Genomic DNA, 19877 nt, shown 5'->3' on the forward strand with positions numbered 1-19877 from the left:
GCAAGGGACTTTGACTCCCTCATGCGTTGGTTCGAATCCAGCTACCCCAGTTGTTATGTTTCGCCGAAGTGGCGGAATAGGCAGACGCGCCAGACTCAAAATCTGGTTCCTTCACGGGAGTGCCGGTTCGACCCCGGCCTTCGGCATAACATAAAAGCTAACATGCCTATTGTTAGCTTTTTTATATAATTAATTGGATTATTTTATAGTTAATAAAAAACTACTGAAAATTATTGAATTCTGTAGTTTTTTGTTATATTAAATGCGTTTTTAAAATCAGGAAAAGCGTAAAGCCTGAACTGAGAAGCTTGCTCCAGCAATGATAAAAATATAGCCAATAATCAAGGATTTGAGAATATTTCCGTCGCCATTAACGATTAGAGGAATCAAAAATCCTGCTAAGCACAGAATTGGGGTCCATGTTCTAGTTGCTAGATTATGCCAGGCTAAATAGAAAATTAATAGGGAAAGAACTGCTCCCACAGCAAGAAGTAAAATCAGTAGTGTAGAGTTGATTGCTGTTAAATTACCATTTATCCAGAAGACGCCATGTTTTAGTATCTCATCCACCTTTCCCCTGTAAGTCCCATCTATATCATACCGTTGCCAATCTACTTTAAAAAAAGTATGGTTAAAAATAATATAAGTGATGATAATAATTAGCGAAAGGATAGAATATAGTAATAAGATCCATCTTTTAATATTATTTGGTTTGTTTATAAAATTTTTCATAGTTCTCCTTTTTACATTATTTTTTAATAAGGTAATAGCTTAAAAAATGTGTCTAGTAGTTTGATTGCAGATCCACCAAAAAGATTCACTGAGCTATGGACAATCGCGCTCTCGATGAAATTATTTCTTTTTGAATAAACCCAAGTAATAATAAAAGAAAGGATGAGATATGGAAGTAAGTACCAAGAAAATCCCGTATGGACAAGAGCGAAAAGTACAGAAGATATTAAAAAGGCAACCTTTTTATTAGTTATTGATCCAAAAATATAACTTCTAAACAATAGCTCTTCCGAAAGTGGAACAATAATTCCTAAAATATATTTTTGACAAAGGATTGGTAGTTGGCCTAAAATATCCGACATACCAGTATCACTCGTCACGGAAGAAATAATTTGTGTTTTTAGGACAAGTACTGTTACTAGATAATTGGTTGCTAAAGTGAAAAACACAATCCCCATTAGCCAAAAAATACGCTTTAAATCCCAGTTCTTAAGTGTATTTTTTAGATATCCGAGCTTCCAAGCAATTATAAAAATGAGTATTAATACCAAAGTCATTAATAGTGGTAAGGTCCAAGAGGAATTAGTATATAAAAAATCGGTAAAGAAAAAGATTCTTTTATTAAAGAAATAGGCAAAAACTAAAACAAGAGGATATTGATAAAGAATGTTTAATAAAAGAAAAAATAGAATTCCTAAAATATTAAGTTTGTATTTTTTTAAAATCATGGCTGTTCTCTTATAAAAATTTTTAGTGAGTGTTGCAGGTTCATCACTATAAATTTTTGAAGTTCATTTAAATTCTTCTTCATAAGCATCTCCTTTGTTATAAAAAAACTATATATTCAAACTATTTCGAATATATAGTATAATATTAGCACTTGATCAATACCATGTCAAAGAAGTTTGTGTATTTTTAATATAAATGCCATTATTTAATCAAAAGTAGTATGTATAATAAGTTTCATCTAATGAAAAAATAGATAAACTGACCTATTTATAATAGGTCAGTTTTATTTTATAGTAAGGGTTTATTCAAAATCCAGACCTGTTATATTTTTTGAAATCTGCCAAAGTCTATCTGCGTCATTGTGGTCTATTGCATGCGGACGTAGGCCTCCAGAAAAATTATTAGCTTCTTCTGATGTCATAAGTCTGGCAATATTAAGGTCTTCACAATAAAGACCACCCTTACCTTCTAAATCAGGGCTTGTTGAGGCCCAAAGAGGTGTTGCGGCACCTTGAGCGATTGTTTTTAAATAGCGATATTTACTTCGGTCAAAGCCGGATTTAAGTGCATTAAAAAATACGGGGATATGAATTAATTTAAAATAGTCGGCTAGGTAGCGGAGCCAAGGGGTAATTGGTGAATTTTGACGACCAATATTTGTCATTGGAATCATACCAGGGTGGACGGCAAAACTTCTAATTCCATATTTTTTTCCTAGTTCATCTAGTTTTATTGAAAATAAAACGTTGGCAGTTTTAGATTGTTGGTAGCCTATTTGGGGATTATAGTTTTCTATTTTTTCAAAATTCCAATCTTCTAGTAATGGTGTCATTTGTTGAGCACGACTGGATAAATTTATAACTCTTGAGTTTTTTGCATTTTTTAAAGCGGGTAAAAGTTCCATTGTTAATTGATAGTGGCCTAGATGGTTTGTGGCAAAGTGATATTCTATTCCTCGTGAATCTCTTTTTAAAGGAAGGTACATTAATCCAGCGGAATTAATAAGAATATCTAGTTTTGAATTATTTTGCAAAAAACTTTCGGCAAATTGATGAATACTTTCTGGATTGGTGAGGTCAAGGGGAAGAATGTCAATATTTTTTATTTTAGATAAATTTTTCTTGGCCACTTCCATTCTTCGGGCAGGGATAATAATTTTTGCTCCAGCACGTGAAAGTTGTTTGGTCATCTCTAAACCAATACCAGAATACCCACCAGTGATGATGATTGTTTTTCCTGAAAGATTAATATTTTTCATAACTTTATTTGCTGTTGTTTTATAATTAAATTTGTAGTTTGCTATTGGTTCTTGGTTTGTCATAATAAAATTTTCCTTTGTGTTATAATATTTATGTGATACAAGTGTAACAGCAAAAAAGAACTTTTACAATTAACTTTGGACGGTTTGTCTTTAAAAGTGACAACAAAATGAAAGTGTAACAGAAATGAAGCGAAAAGAGCAATATCAAGATTTTCATGACTTTATTATTGAAGGAACGATGTTGTGTTTAGAGAAATATACAATCAATGAATTGCCATTGACAGAAGTTTGCAAAAAAGCCGGGGTGAGTCGGATGACTTTCTATCGGCACTTCAAAAATAAAGAAGAAGTCGTATTAGAGTATTTTGAGCTAATCTATGATAAATTTCTTAAAGAACTTTTGGAGCTAGAAAGTATTAACTCACTTATTTTAAGTGAGAAGTTGGTGGGGCTATTTGTTGAACAAGAAGAAGAAATAGAAAAAGCTGTCAAGGGGAATTATTATTCGCTGATTTTTCAGGTATTTGCTCAAAAGATGACTATTTTTTATAATGAAACAACGACTTGGGCTGATTATCTAGGGACAAAGCAAAAATTTTGGAACGATTTTATGGCTGCTGGTTTATTTTATGTTTTAGGAAATTGGGTGAAAAATGGCTGTCAAGACTCTTATGATGAAGTGGTGAAGATGGTTGTAGAATTCCATGAATAAGTGACAGATAAAAAGGCTCAAGTTATTTTGAGCCTTTCTTTTAGCCAATAAATTTTTTCCCTTGTTTATTAAGAATCACTTTTGTAATTTCAATGACAAGGGTTGGGATTAAAGCTAAGATGATCGCTATTAGCCAGTGTGTCATTGATAAAGGAGCAACTTCTAAGATGTTCATCAAAATAGGAACATTTGTAAAGAGAACGGTTATTCCTAGTGATAATAAGGTGGTACCAAAAATCATTTTATTAGTGGTAATTCCTCTTGTGAAGAGAGATTCATTACTTCTAGCATTATAGACATTAATCGTAGAAGCAAGGGTTAATATCACAAAGGCCATTGTTTGTCCGAGTTGATGGTTGGGTGTCAATCCAGCGATTTCAATAAACCTACCAAGATAAAAACCAACTAGAGCAGTAATGATGAATGCTGTAGAACAAATGGCGATACGCCAGCTGACTCCTCTTGAGAAGATACTTTCTTTGACTCCAACAGGTGGCTGTTCCATGATATGACTGTCGGCTTTTTCACGTGAAAGTCCAAATCCGGGAATTCCATCAGCAAGGACATTGATATAAAGGAGTTGAATTCCTGTAAAAGGCATTCCCCAACCGACAATTGCTCCAATGAGCATTGTTAGAATTTCAGCTACGTTTGCTGAGAGAAGGTAATAAATTGTTTTTTTGATATTGGTGTAAACGCGACGGCCTTCGCGAATGGCAGCGACGATGGTCGCAAAATTGTCGTCAGCAAGAATGATATCAGAAGCGGATTTTGCAACTTCTGTTCCAGCTATTCCCATTGCAGTTCCGACATCGGCTGCTCTTAAGCTAGGTGCGTCATTGACCCCGTCTCCTGTCATGGCGACGATTTGTTCTTTTTCTTGCCAGATTTTTACAATACGAAGTTTGTCTTCAGGACTTACTCGGGCATAGACCGAAATTTGTTCAATCGTTTGGCTAAGTTCATCATCTGTCATTGATTTGAGCGTTAAGCCGTCAATAACTTTATCTCCGTCACGATAGATGTCAATTTGTTGAGCGATTGCTTTTGCTGTAAGCGCGTGGTCCCCTGTAATCATGATTGGTTTAATACCAGCAGCCCTTGCTTCTTGAACAGCGGCTTTTGATTCTAATCGTGGAGGGTCAATCATTCCCACGATTCCAAGAAAGGTAAGATTATTTTCTAATTCAGTTAAATCTTCTGGGACTTTATCGATGATTTTGTAAGAAAGAGCAAGAACACGTAGGGCTTGGTCAGCAAAAATATCATGTATTTTTTGGGCTTGACTCAATAAATCATTTGATAAGTGAGTGGAAGTCTCCTCTTTATTTGAAGAAAGGAGCTGTGGATGCTGTGCTTGATGTTGACTGCTTGGTGCAAGTCTATCAAAAGCGCCCTTGGTCAGTACAAGATATTTTTCATTATCTTGCGGATGTGGAATGACAACGGTCATTTTTTTGCGTGAACTATCAAAAGGGAGTTCGGCAAGTCGTTTTGGATTTTTTTCGGGTTCATAGAGATCATGAGTAATTAAGAAGCGAATGATTGCTGCTTCGGTTGGGTCACCATGGATTTCCCAATCACCGTCAATGAGTTGTGCACTGGCGTTTGAGGCATAAGCAAAATTTTGTATTAAGGAAACTTCAGAGCTTGATAATTGACCTCCTGACCAACTATCTTGTCCAGATAGCCAAAGTTTTTGAATGGTCATCTGATTTTGTGTGAGTGTTCCGGTTTTGTCAGAAGCGATGACTGTTGCGTTTCCAAGAGTTTCAACGGCAGGGACATTTCGGATAATGGCTTTTTTCTGAGCAATATTTTCTACACCGTAAATCAAACTGAGGGTAACAATAACTGGAAGTGTTTCTGGGACGGCAGCGACTCCTAAAACAACGGCGGTCATTAAATTATCAACAAAAGGAACATTTCCATACAAAAGGTTAATGACAAAGATTAAGATTCCAGCAGCAAAGGCAATGACTGCTAAGCGTTTGGCAAGTTTATCGATTCTTTTTTGAAGAGGAGTTTTTCCTTTTATTTGTTCGCCAATAAGTGTGGCAATTTGTCCCATTTGAGACTCGGAACCAACTGCGACAACGATTCCTTCGGCTGTTCCGTTAAGGATATTTGTTCCTGAGAAAACCATGTTCAGTTGATCTCCAAGAGGAACTTCGTCAGTAATATCAAGGTCAGCATTCTTGTCAATGGGTTCTGATTCACCTGTCAGTGAAGATTCATCAACTTGCAGGCTATTACTTGTGAGTAAGCGAATATCAGCTCCAACTTGTACGCCGGCTGTCAGCTCAATGAGGTCACCGCAGACTAATTCACTTGAAGGAATAGTTTGGCGTTTTCCAGAACGAAGAACAGTTGATGTTGGTGAGGAAAGCTCTTTGAGTGCAGCGAGTGCATTTTCCGCCCTGTTTTCTTGGAAGATTGAAACGAAAACGTTGATGGCAACGATAAGTAAAACAACAATTGTTTTAGTATAGTTTCCATTACTGATATAAGCCAAATAGGCTGAGAGAACACCAACTAAAATAAGAATGATATTCATGACTTCTAAGAGGTGATGAAGAAGTTTTTGAAAAATATTTGGGCCACTTTGTTCTTCAAAGTTATTATGACCGTATTTTATTCGTGAATTTGTGACTTGAGTTGGACTGAGACCAGTTTTACTATTAATATCATAGAATTTTTTTATATTATCAATGGATTCTGTTTTATATTTCATATTTTTTAGCCCTTTCTTTTGGAAATTTACATTATAATATAATTATAATATATTTTTAATAATTACTGGAACGATATGCAAATAAAATTTTTACAAAAGTCTGTATAATTAGCCGAAAATATGGTATTATGGATGATATGAAAACTAAAACAGTAAGTGAATTGGCAGAGCTTTTTGGAGTGACTCGCCAAGCGATGAATAAACGTGTTAAGTCGCTAGATACTAAATTTGTTGAAAAAAATGAGAAGAATGTAACAGTCGTTAATGCTGAGGGAATTCATGAACTTGAAGGACTATACGGAAAAGTGGTGACTGCCAAGGCAGAGGTTCTGGAAGAAAATGCTGACAAAGGTTCTGAGGTTGCGCTTAAGACAGATGATGCAACATCCGCAGCTTACGAAATGATTAGCGCTTTGATGAAAGATAAAAACGCTGAGATTGAACGTTTAAACAGTCAACTTATCTCCAAAGATCAACAATTAAACGTAAAAGATGCTCAAATTGCTGAAAAAGATGTACAGATTAAAAAACAGCAAGAGTTAATGGAAAAAGCTTTGACAGATCAAAAACAATTTTTTACGGATTTGCAAGAACAGTTAAAAACCACTGATAATAAGGGCTTTTTTGGGCGTTTATTTGGTAAGAAATAAATCATAAATTTGCTGAGCGTTTCATCAGTAAATTTTTTTATTGCTTTTTTATAGAAGTGGAAGAAGAAACTATTCTTAAAAGTACGAGCTTTTTTAATGTTAAACGCTTTCAAGAGAAGTGGACTTCTTTTGCTTTTGTAGAGCGCTTTCTAAGGGAGTTTATGTTTGCAAATTTTAAAAAAAGTGTTAAAATAAAAGAGTAAGTTAAATTGTTAACTTAGTCAATTTAAAAGGTAAGCCTTTTATAAAATCTAATCCCTATAAGGAGGAAACTACTAATGGTAGTTAAAGTTGGTATTAACGGTTTCGGTCGTATCGGTCGTCTTGCTTTCCGTCGTATTCAAAATGTTGAAGGTGTTGAAGTTGTTGCAATCAACGACTTGACAGATCCAGCAATGCTTGCTCACTTGCTTAAATACGATACAACTCAAGGTCGTTTTGATGGTAAAGTTGAAGTTAAAGATGGTGGTTTTGAAGTTAACGGTAAATTCGTTAAAGTTACTGCTGAATCTAACCCAGCTAACATCAACTGGGCTGAAGTTGGTGCAGAAATCGTTCTTGAAGCAACTGGTTTCTTCGCAACTAAAGAAAAAGCTGAACAACACTTGCACGCTAACGGTGCTAAAAAAGTTGTTATCACTGCACCTGGTGGATCTGATGTTAAAACAATCGTTTTCAACACTAACCACGAAGTACTTGATGGAACTGAAACAGTAATTTCAGCTGGTTCATGTACAACTAACTGTCTTGCTCCAATGGCTGATACTTTGAACAAACAATTCGGTATCAAAGTTGGTACAATGACTACAGTTCACGGTTACACTGGTGACCAAATGACTCTTGATGGCCCACACCGTGGTGGAGACTTCCGTCGCGCACGTGCTGCAGCTGAAAACATCGTACCTAACTCAACAGGTGCTGCTAAAGCTATCGGTCTTGTATTGCCAGAACTTCAAGGTAAACTTCAAGGACATGCTCAACGTGTACCAGTTCCAACTGGTTCATTGACTGAACTTGTTACTATCCTTAACAAAGAAGTTACAGTTGACGAAATCAACGCAGCTATGAAAGCTGCTTCAAATGAATCATTTGGTTACAACGAAGACCAAATCGTTTCATCTGATATCGTTGGTATCTCAAACTCTTCACTCTTTGATGCTACTCAAACTGAAGTTACTTCAGCTGATGGAGCTCAACTTGTTAAAACTGTATCTTGGTACGATAACGAAATGTCATACACTTCAAACCTTGTTCGTACACTTGCATACTTCGCTAAAATCGCTAAATAATTTTCCGATTTTAACGGTATAAAAACCAGTCTTCGGGCTGGTTTTTTTTGATTTAATAAAGGAGAGAAGATGGAAACACCAAAATGTATTCATTGTTCAAGTGAATATACTTATGAATTATCAGATACGAGCTTTGGCTGTTCTGAATGTGGAAATGAATTTACTCTTGAGGAAATTGAGGCAGCTGGAAAATTTATTGTCCTTGATAGTTTAGGAAATGAGTTAGAAACTGGGGATGACCTTGTTATTGTACAAGATTTGCCAGTTAAGGGAATGCCAAAACCAATTAAGCAGGGAACAAAAGTGAAAAACATTCGCATTAATCCAGAAGGGAAAAATGAACATTTTATTGATTCAAAAATTCCGGGCTTTGGAGCAATTGCTTTGAAGGGTTCAGTTGTTAAGAAAGCATAAAAAATAATCAGAGTAATTTCTGATTATTTTTTTACTGACAGAGCTTTCTGTCAGTAAATTTTGCTGATAAATTCTCTGTCAGCAAATTATATTTGATTTTTGAAGCATTTAACCTTATATATTGGTATAATAAAAGTATGAAATTAACAGATTCAGTGCAATTTTTAAAAGGTGTGGGACCGAAATCTGTGGAAAATTTCCATAAGTTAGGAATTTTCACGGTTCAAGATTTATTGCTTTATTTCCCTTTTCGTTATGAAGATTTCGCAAGTCGTTCGGTTTTTGAACTTGTTGACGGAGAAAAAGCAACAATTATTGGAACGGTAGTGACACCAGCTAATGTCCAGTATTACGGATTTAAACGTAATCGACTTTCATTTAAAATTAAAGAAGGTGAGGCCGTGGTTGCTGTCAGCTTTTTTAATCAACCTTATTTGGCTGACAAAGTGGAAGTTGGTAAGGAAATTGCAGTTTACGGAAAATGGGAGCAGGCAAAGCAACAACTGATGGGGATGAAAGTTGTGGCTCAGGTGGACGATGGCTTAGAACCTGTTTATCATTTGACAGCTGGTATGAAACAAAGTCAATTGGTCAAAGTAATTCATCAGGTTTTTGAATCAGACCTTCTATCAGAATTACCTGAGAACTTACCAGAATTTTTGATTAAAAAATATCGTCTGATGAACCGGCAAGAAGCCGTTTTGGCTATGCATTTTCCTGAAGATATGGAAGCTCATAAGCAGGCTTTACGTCGTGTAAAATTTGAAGAATTATTCATGTTTCAGTTGAAATTACAGGCCTTAAAAAATAAAGAAAAGTCGGGCCGAGCAGGATTAGAAGTTGTTTTTGAGCAAGGAGAAATTGATCAGAAGATTTCTGAATTACCTTTTGAACTGACAGGTGCTCAATTAAGCGCTTTGTCAGAGATTCTGACGGATATGAAATCTCCTTATCACATGAATCGACTTTTGCAAGGTGATGTGGGTTCTGGTAAAACAGTTGTTGCTTCCCTTGCCATGTACGCGGCTTGTTTGGCGAATTTTCAAGCAGCAATTATGGTACCAACGGAAATCCTTGCCCGTCAGCATTTTGCAAACTTGAAAGCTCTTTTTCCAGAATTGCAAATTTCACTTTTGGTTTCGGGTTTGAAAGTGGCAGAGCGCCGCGAGATTTTGGCTGATTTAGTTAGTGGTCATACACATATGGTAGTTGGAACTCATGCACTAATTCAAGAAGGGGTCGATTTTTATAATTTGGGTCTTGTGATTACAGATGAACAACACCGTTTCGGAGTTAATCAGCGAAAAATTTTACGAGAAAAAGGGCAAAATCCAGATGTTCTAATGATGACAGCTACACCCATTCCAAGAACGCTTGCGATTACGGCTTTTGGGGATATGGATGTTTCAATTATTGATGAACTACCCAAGGGACGTCAACCCATTACTACAAGGTGGGTCAAACATGAACAATTTTCCGAAGTTTTAAGTTGGATAAAAGCAGAGGTTGCTAAAGATTCACAGGTTTATTTTATTTCACCTTTAATTGAGGAAAGTGAAACGTTGGACCTGAAAAACGCAGAAGCTCTTTTTGCGGAATTAAATGAATACTTTGGATTATTTGCCAAAATTGGTCTTTTACATGGAAAAATGAGAAATGATGAAAAAGACCAAATCATGCAAGAATTTAAGGCTAAAAAATTAGATATTTTGGTTTCAACAACAGTGATTGAAGTGGGAGTTGACGTTCCTAATGCTACGATTATGGTGATTATGGATGCTGACCGCTTTGGACTTTCGCAGCTTCACCAATTGCGTGGTCGTGTTGGTCGGGGAACAAAAAAATCTTATGCCATTTTAGTAGCAAATCCTAAGTCCGATTCAGGAAAACAACGGATGAAAATTATGACAGAAACACAAAATGGTTTTATTTTAGCCGAAGAAGATTTGAAAATGCGTGGTTCTGGAGAGATTTTTGGACTTCGTCAGTCAGGACTTCCAGAATTTATTGCGGCTGATTTAGTCAATGATTATAATATTTTAGAAGTGGCTAGAAAAGAAGCAGTTGAAATTTTTAAAAATGCAGATGAGTTTCCTGATTTGATTGCTCAAGTTAATGTTGACGGGGGCTTTGATTGATGAGTAAAATGGATAATGAAAAATTAGACCACTTGATTTTAGAAACGTGGACAGATTTTATCGACTTAAAAAATAAAGCTGAGCTGTCAGAAGTTTTGATTCCAAATAGTATGCCACTTTTGTGGTTTGGTGACTTAGCCAAATATGAAAAATCAGACTTAAAAATACTGACGGTCAGTAAAAATGCTTCTTATGCAGAATTTGGTGAAAATCAACGTTATGAAAAATTACTGACAGAATTTTCGTCAGTAAATTTGGAAACTTACAAGTCAAATCTCAATCGGTATTTTGAATACAATCCTAGTCCTTGGTTCAATCAGTTAGCAAAATTTTTACCTGTTTTTGATTCAGCTTATAAAGAATCTGAAAATCAAATTAATCGAGCCTTACATATTGATTTGTTTACCCCAATTGCGACACATCCAGTTTGGCCAGGTTTAGCTAAGAGCCAACAAGAACAATTCAAGATGAAATTTCCGCAACTTTTGCAACTTTTAGAACCAGATGTTTTACTGACAAGTCTGTCAGTAAGTAATTTAAAAATTTTACTTAAAAATGCTGGAACTGAAATCGAAGAAATATTTGATAAAGAAGAAGTAGGAAAAGCTGCCAAATACGTTCGAGCTTATCGTGTCGATAAAAAATTAATCGTGATTAACGGTCGAAACTTTCAAGGAACTTATTTCGGTGGAATGACTGACCAGTTTGTTAGAAAATGTCTGACAGAAATTAAAGGGATGATTTGATGATTGACCAATTTCTGTCAGTAAAAAAAAAGAGTTCATTTGAACTCTTTTTTATTTTCCCAAACAAAATTGTGAAAAAAGTTGTGTAATCAATTCATCTGGGGCAGCTTCCCCTGTGATTTCTCCAAGTAATTGCCAACAACGTGTGACATCCACTTGAATTAAATCAACAGGTAAGCCCAGAGCAAGCCCAGAGTTTGCTTCTTTAAGAGCCTTCAAAGCTTCTTCAACAATTGAAATGTGGCGGGCATTAGATAATACCGTTGCATCTTTGGCTTCAATTTCACCGGCAAAGAAAATTTGATTGATTTTTTCTTCAACAGCATTTAAGTTTTCATTTTTAAGAGCTGAAATTCGGATAAAATCACCAGAAATTTGAGTGCTATCAATTTTTTCTGGCAGGTCGGTTTTGTTGAGTAGAACAATGCGATTTGAATTTTTAGACAGTTCTAAGAGCTCTAAATCTTTGTCAGTCAATTCATTTGAGGCATCTAAAACGAGTAAAACTAAATCAGCTTCAGCCAAAGCTTTTTTAGAACGTTCAACCCCAATCGCTTCGACTAAATCATCTGTTTCACGAATACCAGCAGTATCCACTAGTTCAAGAGGAACACCGCCAATATTGGCAAATTCAGTAATGACATCGCGCGTTGTTCCAGCAATATCAGTGACAATGGCTTTTTCTTCACGAAGCAATTGATTAAGTAAACTTGATTTTCCAACGTTTGGCCGACCAATAATCGCCGTTTTTAAACCTTCTCTTAAAATTTTTCCGCGTTTAGCTGTTGATAAAAGATTTTCCAAAAGCTGTTCAAAATGAGCCGTTTTTTCAAGGAGCATTTGTGAAGTCATTGTTTCCACATCATCATACTCTGGATAGTCAATATTGACCTCGACTTGTGCCAAACTTTCGAGAATCTCTTGACGAATGTTATTAATCATTTTTGAAAGACTTCCGTCAAGTTGTTTTACGGCAATGTTGGCAGCTTTGTCAGTTTTAGCTCGAATTAAATCCATGACAGATTCAGCCTGAGCCAAGTCAATTCGTCCATTTAAAAAGGCACGTTTGGTAAATTCGCCAGGTTCAGCGAGTCTTGCGCCATTACGTAAAAGTAATTGCAAAATTTCTTGTGTGACTGCAATTCCACCATGCGTATTTATTTCAACAATATCCTCGCGTGTAAATGTTTTAGGCGCACGCATGACTGAAACCATGACTTCGTCAACGAGACGTTTTTCTTCAAAAATATGGCCATAATTAATCGTATGGCTAGCAACTTGAGTTAAATTTTTTCCTTTATAGACAGATTGAGCAATTTTTAGGGCATCTGTCCCTGATAAACGAACAATGGCAATTGCTCCTTCACCAAGCGGTGTCGAAATCGCCGCAATCGTATCAAATTCTTGTGTTAATGTCATAAAGACTATTTTAACGCAAAAAGGCTGAATTTCCTAGCCTATTTAATTTATTTTTTTATAAAAAATAAAAATCTATAATAATTGAGTTTGCACCAATAAAAAGTGATAAAAAAAAATAAATTTTGATGCTGACTAAAAATAGAAACAAAAAATTTTCTATTTTTTCTTCGCATTTTCCCAATTTATGCTCACATCTTGATATAATAGTAGATATGACCTATCAAGTAAAAATTATCTATCCAAAAGAAGAAGCCGCTGAAAATAACAAACTCACTGAGCGTACATTTAATGAGTTTATTGATGGACTCGAATTAGAAGAAGTCATCACGCAATATGAGCAATTACTGACAAAAGGTTATTCAATCTCAGTCAATTTTGCTCCACCTCAACTTGATGACAAGGGAACTGAGCCAGACCCATTTATGATTGCGGGTCGCTTAGAGCTTGCTGGGATTCCTTATAAAGCCACTTTGAAATTAAAAGCAAGTGGTGATTATGAATCAATGGTAAAAATTGCTAAAATAATTGAACAGCAAGATTATGATTATGATATCTCAGCTAAATTGCAAATTCGTGAAAATTCATCAGTTGATTTTGAAAAAGAAGGTTCTTGGTTTGATAAAGATTACACCAAATATACGATTTTACCCAAAGCCAGCAGCCAAGATATTGCCGATTTAAAAACACTTTATGACGCACTTGTTGAAGAACATCAAAAAGTGACCATTAATATCAAAGCAAAAGTCAAAAAAGATGATGATGACAGTTTTGCCAATCAATTGGCAGCATATCCACCAGAAACAATGATTATTTTTAAGCTGACAGATGCAGATATTTATGGAGAATAAGAATGAGAAAAAGTTACTGACAGACCTGTCAGCAAAATCTGATATAATAAAAGACATGAGACTAGATAAATTTTTAGCAGAAAGTGGCCTCGGAAGCCGTAGTGAAGTCAAAATTCTATTGAAAAAAGGGCGCGTGACAGTTGCTGGGGAAGTTCAGCGAGACGGCAGGTTTCAAGTAGACAAGAATTCTAGACAAGTCGCCTTTGATGGTGAGATTTTAGATTACCAAGAATATTATTATTACTTATTAAATAAACCGCAAGGTCTTGTTTCTGCAACAAAAGATAATCTTTTTAAGACAGTTGTTCAATTATTATCGGAAAAAGATTTTCGTGAGGATATTTTTCCAGTCGGACGTTTAGATAAAAATACTGAGGGACTTTTAATTTTGACGAATGACGGAGCATTGGGACATGATTTAACTCAACCCAAAAAGCATGTTGAAAAAGAATACTTTGCGCGAATTGATGGAAAAGTTACTGACGAAATTGTCAATAAATTTGCTGAGGGCTTGACTCTAAAAAATGGAGAAAAAGCACGACCAGGAGAATTATTCATCGAAAATATTTACGAAGGAGAGAGTCAATCTGGCTGGATTAGTGAAATTCGTGTGATTATTCATGAAGGAAAATTTCATCAAGTCAAACGGATGTTTGAAGCTGTTGAAATGTACGTTCTCTATCTCAAACGCATTCGGATGGGCAATTTAGCATTGGATTCAGATTTAGCGCTAGGAGCCTATCGTCCTTTAACAATCGAAGAAATAGAAAATTTGAAAAAATAAAAAGTTACTGATGAAAATTCGAAGGTATCCGTAAGTTAAAAAACAACGGCTATCCTAGAAGTTTCATCAGTAACTTTTTTAATTTTCGCGATTAATATTGACCCCAAGGACGGTCAAATGGCCATTAGAAATTAATTTGATAATCAAATGAGCAAAATCTCGAGCAGACATTTGTGTAGAAGTGCTGACCCACCAGTCTAAAGTTCCCACCAAAATCGAGCTGATGTAAGAAATTACAAAATCATTGGGAACCACAACATCTTTTTCTCTAACTTCCAGTTTTTCAAATAACTCGGTATAGCGTTCAGATAAAATCTCCAGAAATCGATTTTTTAACCGTTGATCATGCGCTCTGTCAGTAATCATTTGTGCAATTTCAGGATTATCGCGAACAAATTCATAGAAACGACTCAAGACAGTTTCAATTTCTTTGACATGAACATTGTTACCATCAACCAAATTTTGTTCATCTAAAATGCCAGTGAAGCTAGCTAAAAATTGGTCAATCAAACTATCATATAAATCTTGTTTGTCAGCATAATGAGCATAAAAAGTTGCCCGATTAATCATGGCTGAATCGGCAATTTCTTGAATTGAAATCTTTTCAAATTTTTTCTTGCGTAACAAACCAAAAAAAGCCTGACTAATCAATTTTCTTGTTCGTTTCACACGTAAATCATCTGATTTAACCATAAAAAACCATCTTTCCAGTTTCAAAAAGACCCAGTCCCGATAGACTGTTTTGTCTAATTTTTCACATTGTACTATTTAACTCCATTATAATCAAAAAATAGATTAAAGTCATTAAAGAATTTAGTCAAAACATTTTGTCATTCGATGTCAAAGTCTTTTAACATAATCAACAGCTTGTTTTGAATTGTCGTTTATGTGACAACCACGCCCTTTTTGCTGGTTGCTTTTCTTATGACAAATGATAAAATGAACATATAATAAGATAAGCAACAGACCGTCTAAATTACTTTTTATCAAAATTCTGCCTCCAAAAGATAAGTTAGATTTCAAATTTAACTTGCCGAAAAAAATATTAAGAACTTAGCGGACTTGTTCAAGTGATATTTCTCACATAACTAGGAGACCATCTTGACACAAATTTATAAAACAGGGATTGACGTTGGATCAACCACAGTAAAACTCGTCGTTTTTGACGAAAATTTTAAGCTCATTTTCTCACGCTATGAGCGCCATTTTTCAGATGTGAAAGCAGCAACCATCAAAGTATTCAAAGATTTTATAGAAGAACATGGAGATTTAAATCTAGAACTAGCCATTACTGGCTCTGGAGGAATGGGACTTGCGGAAGTCATTGATGTTCCTTTTGTTCAAGAAGTTATCGCTTCATCAATTACCATTGAAAAATTCATTCCCCAAACAGACGTGATGATTGAGCTTGGTGGTGAAGATGCCAAGATGACCTTTTTTGATAACGGAACTCAAGAATTACGTATGAACGGAACATGTGCCGGTGGGACAGGTGCTTTCATTGACCAAATGGCAGCTCTTTTGAAAGTTGATGCCAATGGTGTCAATGAGTTAGCTAAAAACTACGAAAAACTCTATCCGATAGCATCACGCTGTGGCGTTTTTGCCAAGACAGACGTTCAACCGCTGTTAAATGAAGGAGTGCGTCGTGAAGATATTGCTGCTAGTATTTTTCAAGCCGTTGTCAATCAAACCATTGCTGGTTTAGCAAGTGGACGAAAAATCAAAGGAAATGTAGCCTTTCTAGGCGGTCCGCTTTTCTTTATGAGTGAATTACGCAAACGTTTCATCGAAACCTTGGATTTAAAAGAAGAAAATATTATCTTCCCAGAAAATCCACAACTTTTTGTGGCAATGGGGGCTGCGCTCTATGAAGAAACAAGTCAGAAAACAGCAACTGATTTAATTCATAGTTTAGAAAATGATGATTCAGACAGCTTAATTCCACAAGATACAATGGATAAACTTTTTGAAAATCAAGCAGAACTTGATGAATTTCGGACGCGTCATGCCAAAGCAACGGCTAACTATAAGAACCTGTCTGAACATCATGGAGCTGCCTTCTTAGGAATTGATGCCGGTTCAACCACAACAAAAGTTGTTCTTATTGATGATGAAGGAAATATTCTTTATGACCATTATGGTTCTAACAATGGAGAACCGCTTGAATCTGTCATTAATATTTTAAAAGATGTCTATGCCAAACTTCCAGCGGACGTCTATATTGCAAAATCAACAGTAACGGGTTATGGAGAACACCTGATTAAAGCAGGACTTCATGTTGATTATGGTGAAGTTGAAACAATGGCTCATTATAAGGCCGCTGATTATTTCAATCCAGGAGTAGATTTCATTCTTGATATTGGTGGACAAGATATGAAAGCTATGCGAATTCGTGATGGTGCTCTATCAAGTATTCAACTTAATGAAGCTTGTTCATCAGGTTGTGGTTCATTCATTGAAACCTTTGCCCATTCACTAAAACATGATGTTCGTGAATTTTCACAAAAAGCACTTTTGGCTGAGCATCCAGTTAATCTGGGTTCTCGTTGTACCGTCTTCATGAACTCAAAAGTAAAACAAGTTCAAAAAGAAGGAGCGACTGTCGGAGATATTTCCGCAGGCCTTTCATACAGTGTCATTAAAAATGCTCTATATAAAGTTATAAAAGTAAAACGTCCAGAAGAACTTGGTAAGAAAATCGTTGTTCAAGGGGGAACTTTTTACAATGAAGCCGTTCTACGTGCTTTTGAAAAAATTTCTGAGCGCGAAGTGGTTCGTCCAAGTATCGCTGGATTAATGGGAGCTTACGGTTGTGCTTTGATTTCCTTAGATAACCAAGAAGCAAATAAAGAATCAGAAATTCTAAAACTTGATGAATTAGAAAAATTCACAACTCATAAAGAATTTATGGTCTGTGGTCTTTGCGAAAATAACTGTAAAATGACCCTAACGGTATTCAATGATGGGAATAAGTTTGTAACTGGGAACCGTTGCGAACGTGGTGCCGAAAAAGCAACAAAAGTTAAAGTCGCTAAAAAAGATAAAAAAGTTAACTTAGTTGATTACAAGTATAAAAAACTTTTCCGTTACCATAGCTTAAGCAAGAAAAAACAAACCAGAGGAGAAATTGGGATACCACGTGTACTCAATATGTATGAAAACTATCCGCTTTGGCACACGATGCTGACAGACCTTGGATTCCGTGTTGTTTTAAGCCCTCGCTCTGATAAAGAACTCTTTGAAGAGGGGATTGAAACCATTCCTTCAGATACGGTATGCTATCCAGCCAAAATGAGTCACGGACATATTATGGCTTTGATTAAACAAGGCGTTCCAAATATCTTCTATCCATCTGTCCTTTTTGAACAAGAAGAACAAAAAAATGCTCAAAACCATTTCAACTGTCCGATTGTGCAATCTTACCCTGAAGTTCTTAAAAATAATATCGATGAAATTCGTGAAGGGCAAGTTAATTATCTTCATCCTTTCATTAATCTAGCCAATCCGGAAGGAGTAGCTGTTAATGTTCATAAGGCTTTAACCGCCCAAGGGATTTCTGTCAATCTTACGGAAGTACAAGCTGCCGTCCAACATGGCTTTGAAGAAATGGATAAATTTAAAGAAGATTTGCGCCTTAAAGCAGAAGAGCTGCTCATGCAAATTAATTTAAATAATGAAAAAGCCATTGTTCTCGCTGGACGTCCTTATCATTTGGACCCAGAAATCAATCATGGAATTGCTGACATCATCACTCAAGAAGGTTTCCACGTTTTGACTGAGGATTCTATTAGTCATTTAGCCGAAGTTTCTGGCCTGCGTGTGGTCAATCAATGGGTTTACCATAGCCGCCTTTATGCAGCTGCAAATGTTGTTTGTAAAAATAAAAATCTAGAACTTGTTCAACTTAATTCCTTTGGTTGTGGTCTTGATGCCGTAACGACAGACCAAGTAGAAGAAATCATGCGTGGACACAATAAGCTTTATACCGTCTTGAAAATTGACGAAGGATCAAACATGGGAGCTGTTCGGATCCGTTTACGTAGTCTGAAAGCAGCAGTTTCAGAGCGCGTGCGTCATAATATTGAAGCAAGCACCGAAGTTCACGAATTAGTACAAGAAACACCAGCTTTCACAAAAGAAATGGCAAAAAAACACACTCTTCTTTTACCAATGTTGTCACCAATTCACCAAGAAGGGCTATTAGATACAGCTTTTGCCGCTGCGGGATATAATGTCGTTTCTCTACCAGAAAGCAATACTTCTGTCAATAATGGGTTGAAATTTGTTAATAATGACTCATGTTATCCAGCGATTATTACAATAGGTCAGCTCATTGAAGCTCTCCAGTCAGGAGAGTATGACCTTGATAATACTTCGGTCATGATGACTCAAACAGGTGGGGGATGTCGCGCAACAAACTATATTCCTTTATTGCGTAAAGCTCTAATTGATGCAGGTTTCCCACAAGTACCTGTCGTTTCCCTATCAATGGGGAATCAAGGAACAGAAAAAGGATTTAAATTCACAGTTCCACTTTTAACGCGCTTTATGATTGCAGTTCTTTATGGAGATTTATTTGAAAGAGTCGTTTATCGTACTCGACCATATGAAGCCACTGAAGGTTCTGTCAATGAATTACATGCGAAATGGTTAGAAAAAGCTCGGAAAAATGTAGAATCTGGATCAATTTTTGAATTTAATCGTAACATGAAAAAAATTGTTGCCGAATTTGACCAAATTGAACTTTTGGATATTCAAAAACCACGAGTGGGTGTTGTCGGTGAAATTTTGGTTAAATATAGTAAAACAGCAAATGATGATATTGTGTCAATAATTGAAGAAGAGGGCGGCGAAGCAGTTGTTCTTGATTTAATTGGCTTCATGAACTATAGCTTGTACAATCAAATCTGGAAAGCAGATGAGATTGGCTTTAGTAAGAAAAATAAACTCATGGCTAAAACTTTCATTGGTATTATTAATATGTTAGAAAAACCAATGAATAAAGCCTTGAAAGCCTCAAAACGCTTTGATTCTATTGAATCAATTTATGATATTGCAGCATCAACTGAAGAAGTGATTTCAATTGGGAATCATACTGGTGAGGGTTGGTTCCTCACTGGCGAAATGATTGAACTCTTGCAAAAAGGGGTGAACAATATCATTTGTCTTCAACCATTTGGTTGTCTTCCTAACCATATCGTTGGTAAAGGAATGATGAAAGAACTTCGTCGTCAGTACCCAGGAGCCAATCTCGCTCCCATTGATTATGACCCAGGAGTTTCTGCGGTCAATCAATTGAATCGGATCCGCTTAATGATGACCACGGCTAAAAAGAGAATGAACACTACTTCCAATTCAGTCGAAGAATCAGAAAGAGAGTCAGAAATGGAAACTGCTCAAGCTTATTAAAAAATAAAG

General features: G+C 35.9%; 15 protein-coding genes and 1 tRNA gene. 10 read left to right on the forward strand and 6 right to left on the reverse strand.

Annotation, left to right across the window (positions count from 1 at the left end):
• Window positions 1-62: 62 nt before the first annotated feature.
• Window positions 63-146 (forward strand) — tRNA-Leu (locus IAE52_RS10245).
• Between the two features lie 130 nt (window positions 147-276).
• On the opposite strand, the gene IAE52_RS11595 is transcribed toward IAE52_RS10245, so the two are convergent.
• From IAE52_RS11595 to IAE52_RS10260, 3 genes are all read right to left on the reverse strand, one after another.
• The gene (locus IAE52_RS11595; protein WP_228248797.1) at window positions 277-570 is read right to left on the reverse strand and encodes a hypothetical protein; all 294 of its coding nucleotides are present in this window, start codon (window positions 568-570) and stop codon (window positions 277-279) included.
• 185 nt (window positions 571-755) lie between these two features.
• On the reverse strand, window positions 756-1460 hold the full coding sequence (locus IAE52_RS10255; protein WP_023164731.1) for a CPBP family intramembrane glutamic endopeptidase: 705 nt from the start codon (window positions 1458-1460) through the stop codon (window positions 756-758).
• 302 nt (window positions 1461-1762) lie between these two features.
• A complete protein-coding gene (locus IAE52_RS10260; RefSeq protein WP_109991351.1) occupies window positions 1763-2782 on the reverse strand; it encodes an SDR family NAD(P)-dependent oxidoreductase in 1020 nt (339 codons plus the stop codon).
• A gap of 124 nt (window positions 2783-2906) precedes the next feature.
• On the opposite strand from IAE52_RS10260, the gene IAE52_RS10265 reads away from it, so the two are divergent.
• Window positions 2907-3434: a TetR/AcrR family transcriptional regulator gene (locus IAE52_RS10265; protein ID WP_021723196.1), complete on the forward strand. Its 528-nt coding sequence runs from the start codon at window positions 2907-2909 to the stop codon at window positions 3432-3434.
• Window positions 3435-3474: 40 nt separating this feature from the next.
• On the opposite strand, the gene IAE52_RS10270 is transcribed toward IAE52_RS10265, so the two are convergent.
• Entirely contained in the window at window positions 3475-6168 is a 2694-nt protein-coding gene (locus tag IAE52_RS10270) for a cation-translocating P-type ATPase (protein WP_109991350.1), read from the reverse strand.
• 128 nt (window positions 6169-6296) lie between these two features.
• Between IAE52_RS10270 and IAE52_RS10275 the strand changes: the two genes are divergently transcribed.
• The 5 genes from IAE52_RS10275 to IAE52_RS10295 all read left to right on the forward strand — a co-directional run bounded on the left by IAE52_RS10275 (window position 6297) and on the right by IAE52_RS10295 (window position 11405).
• Window positions 6297-6818, forward strand: a complete 522-nt coding sequence (locus tag IAE52_RS10275; protein ID WP_003131246.1) for a DUF536 domain-containing protein — start codon at window positions 6297-6299, stop codon at window positions 6816-6818.
• 278 nt (window positions 6819-7096) lie between these two features.
• A complete protein-coding gene (gap, locus tag IAE52_RS10280; protein WP_003131244.1) occupies window positions 7097-8107 on the forward strand; it encodes a type I glyceraldehyde-3-phosphate dehydrogenase in 1011 nt (336 codons plus the stop codon).
• Between the two features lie 69 nt (window positions 8108-8176).
• Window positions 8177-8521 (forward strand): zinc ribbon domain-containing protein YjdM, encoded by a 345-nt coding sequence (locus tag IAE52_RS10285; RefSeq protein WP_010906411.1) that lies wholly within the window; start codon window positions 8177-8179, stop codon window positions 8519-8521.
• A gap of 137 nt (window positions 8522-8658) precedes the next feature.
• The gene (gene recG / locus IAE52_RS10290; protein WP_109991349.1) at window positions 8659-10659 is read left to right on the forward strand and encodes an ATP-dependent DNA helicase RecG; all 2001 of its coding nucleotides are present in this window, start codon (window positions 8659-8661) and stop codon (window positions 10657-10659) included.
• Complete coding sequence (locus tag IAE52_RS10295; protein WP_010906409.1) at window positions 10659-11405, forward strand: hypothetical protein; 747 nt, start codon at window positions 10659-10661, stop codon at window positions 11403-11405. Before recG ends, IAE52_RS10295 begins: the two co-directional genes overlap by 1 nt.
• Window positions 11406-11456: 51 nt before the next feature.
• Here the strand turns inward: IAE52_RS10295 and mnmE are convergent, their stop codons facing one another.
• A complete protein-coding gene (gene mnmE, locus IAE52_RS10300) occupies window positions 11457-12824 on the reverse strand; it encodes a tRNA uridine-5-carboxymethylaminomethyl(34) synthesis GTPase MnmE (RefSeq protein ID WP_003131240.1) in 1368 nt (455 codons plus the stop codon).
• 212 nt (window positions 12825-13036) lie between these two features.
• Here mnmE and IAE52_RS10305 point away from each other — a divergent pair, with 212 nt between their 5' ends.
• Complete coding sequence (locus tag IAE52_RS10305) at window positions 13037-13672, forward strand: hypothetical protein (protein ID WP_162551489.1); 636 nt, start codon at window positions 13037-13039, stop codon at window positions 13670-13672.
• Between the two features lie 55 nt (window positions 13673-13727).
• Entirely contained in the window at window positions 13728-14456 is a 729-nt protein-coding gene (locus IAE52_RS10310; RefSeq protein ID WP_033899257.1) for a pseudouridine synthase, read from the forward strand.
• Between the two features lie 78 nt (window positions 14457-14534).
• On the opposite strand, the gene IAE52_RS10315 is transcribed toward IAE52_RS10310, so the two are convergent.
• Window positions 14535-15149, reverse strand: a complete 615-nt coding sequence (locus tag IAE52_RS10315) for a TetR/AcrR family transcriptional regulator (protein ID WP_010906406.1) — start codon at window positions 15147-15149, stop codon at window positions 14535-14537.
• Between the two features lie 417 nt (window positions 15150-15566).
• Here IAE52_RS10315 and IAE52_RS10320 point away from each other — a divergent pair, with 417 nt between their 5' ends.
• Window positions 15567-19868, forward strand: a complete 4302-nt coding sequence (locus IAE52_RS10320) for a 2-hydroxyacyl-CoA dehydratase (protein WP_180350384.1) — start codon at window positions 15567-15569, stop codon at window positions 19866-19868.
• Window positions 19869-19877: the final 9 nt, after the last annotated feature.

The organism is Lactococcus sp. S47, from assembly GCF_016517475.1.
In the GTDB taxonomy this organism is placed as follows: Bacteria; Bacillota; Bacilli; order Lactobacillales; family Streptococcaceae; genus Lactococcus; species Lactococcus lactis.

Coding starts and splice junctions, on each gene's coding strand:
- IAE52_RS10255 (WP_023164731.1), bottom strand. CDS start 1,460: ATGATTTTAAAAAAATACAAACTTAATATTTTAGGAATTCTATTTTTT.
- IAE52_RS10260 (WP_109991351.1), bottom strand. CDS start 2,782: ATGACAAACCAAGAACCAATAGCAAACTACAAATTTAATTATAAAACA.
- IAE52_RS10265 (WP_021723196.1), top strand. CDS start 2,907: ATGAAGCGAAAAGAGCAATATCAAGATTTTCATGACTTTATTATTGAA.
- IAE52_RS10270 (WP_109991350.1), bottom strand. CDS start 6,168: ATGAAATATAAAACAGAATCCATTGATAATATAAAAAAATTCTATGAT.
- IAE52_RS10275 (WP_003131246.1), top strand. CDS start 6,297: ATGGATGATATGAAAACTAAAACAGTAAGTGAATTGGCAGAGCTTTTT.
- gap (WP_003131244.1), top strand. CDS start 7,097: ATGGTAGTTAAAGTTGGTATTAACGGTTTCGGTCGTATCGGTCGTCTT.
- IAE52_RS10285 (WP_010906411.1), top strand. CDS start 8,177: ATGGAAACACCAAAATGTATTCATTGTTCAAGTGAATATACTTATGAA.
- recG (WP_109991349.1), top strand. CDS start 8,659: ATGAAATTAACAGATTCAGTGCAATTTTTAAAAGGTGTGGGACCGAAA.
- IAE52_RS10295 (WP_010906409.1), top strand. CDS start 10,659: ATGAGTAAAATGGATAATGAAAAATTAGACCACTTGATTTTAGAAACG.
- mnmE (WP_003131240.1), bottom strand. CDS start 12,824: ATGACATTAACACAAGAATTTGATACGATTGCGGCGATTTCGACACCG.
- IAE52_RS10305 (WP_162551489.1), top strand. CDS start 13,037: ATGACCTATCAAGTAAAAATTATCTATCCAAAAGAAGAAGCCGCTGAA.
- IAE52_RS10310 (WP_033899257.1), top strand. CDS start 13,728: ATGAGACTAGATAAATTTTTAGCAGAAAGTGGCCTCGGAAGCCGTAGT.
- IAE52_RS10315 (WP_010906406.1), bottom strand. CDS start 15,149: ATGGTTAAATCAGATGATTTACGTGTGAAACGAACAAGAAAATTGATT.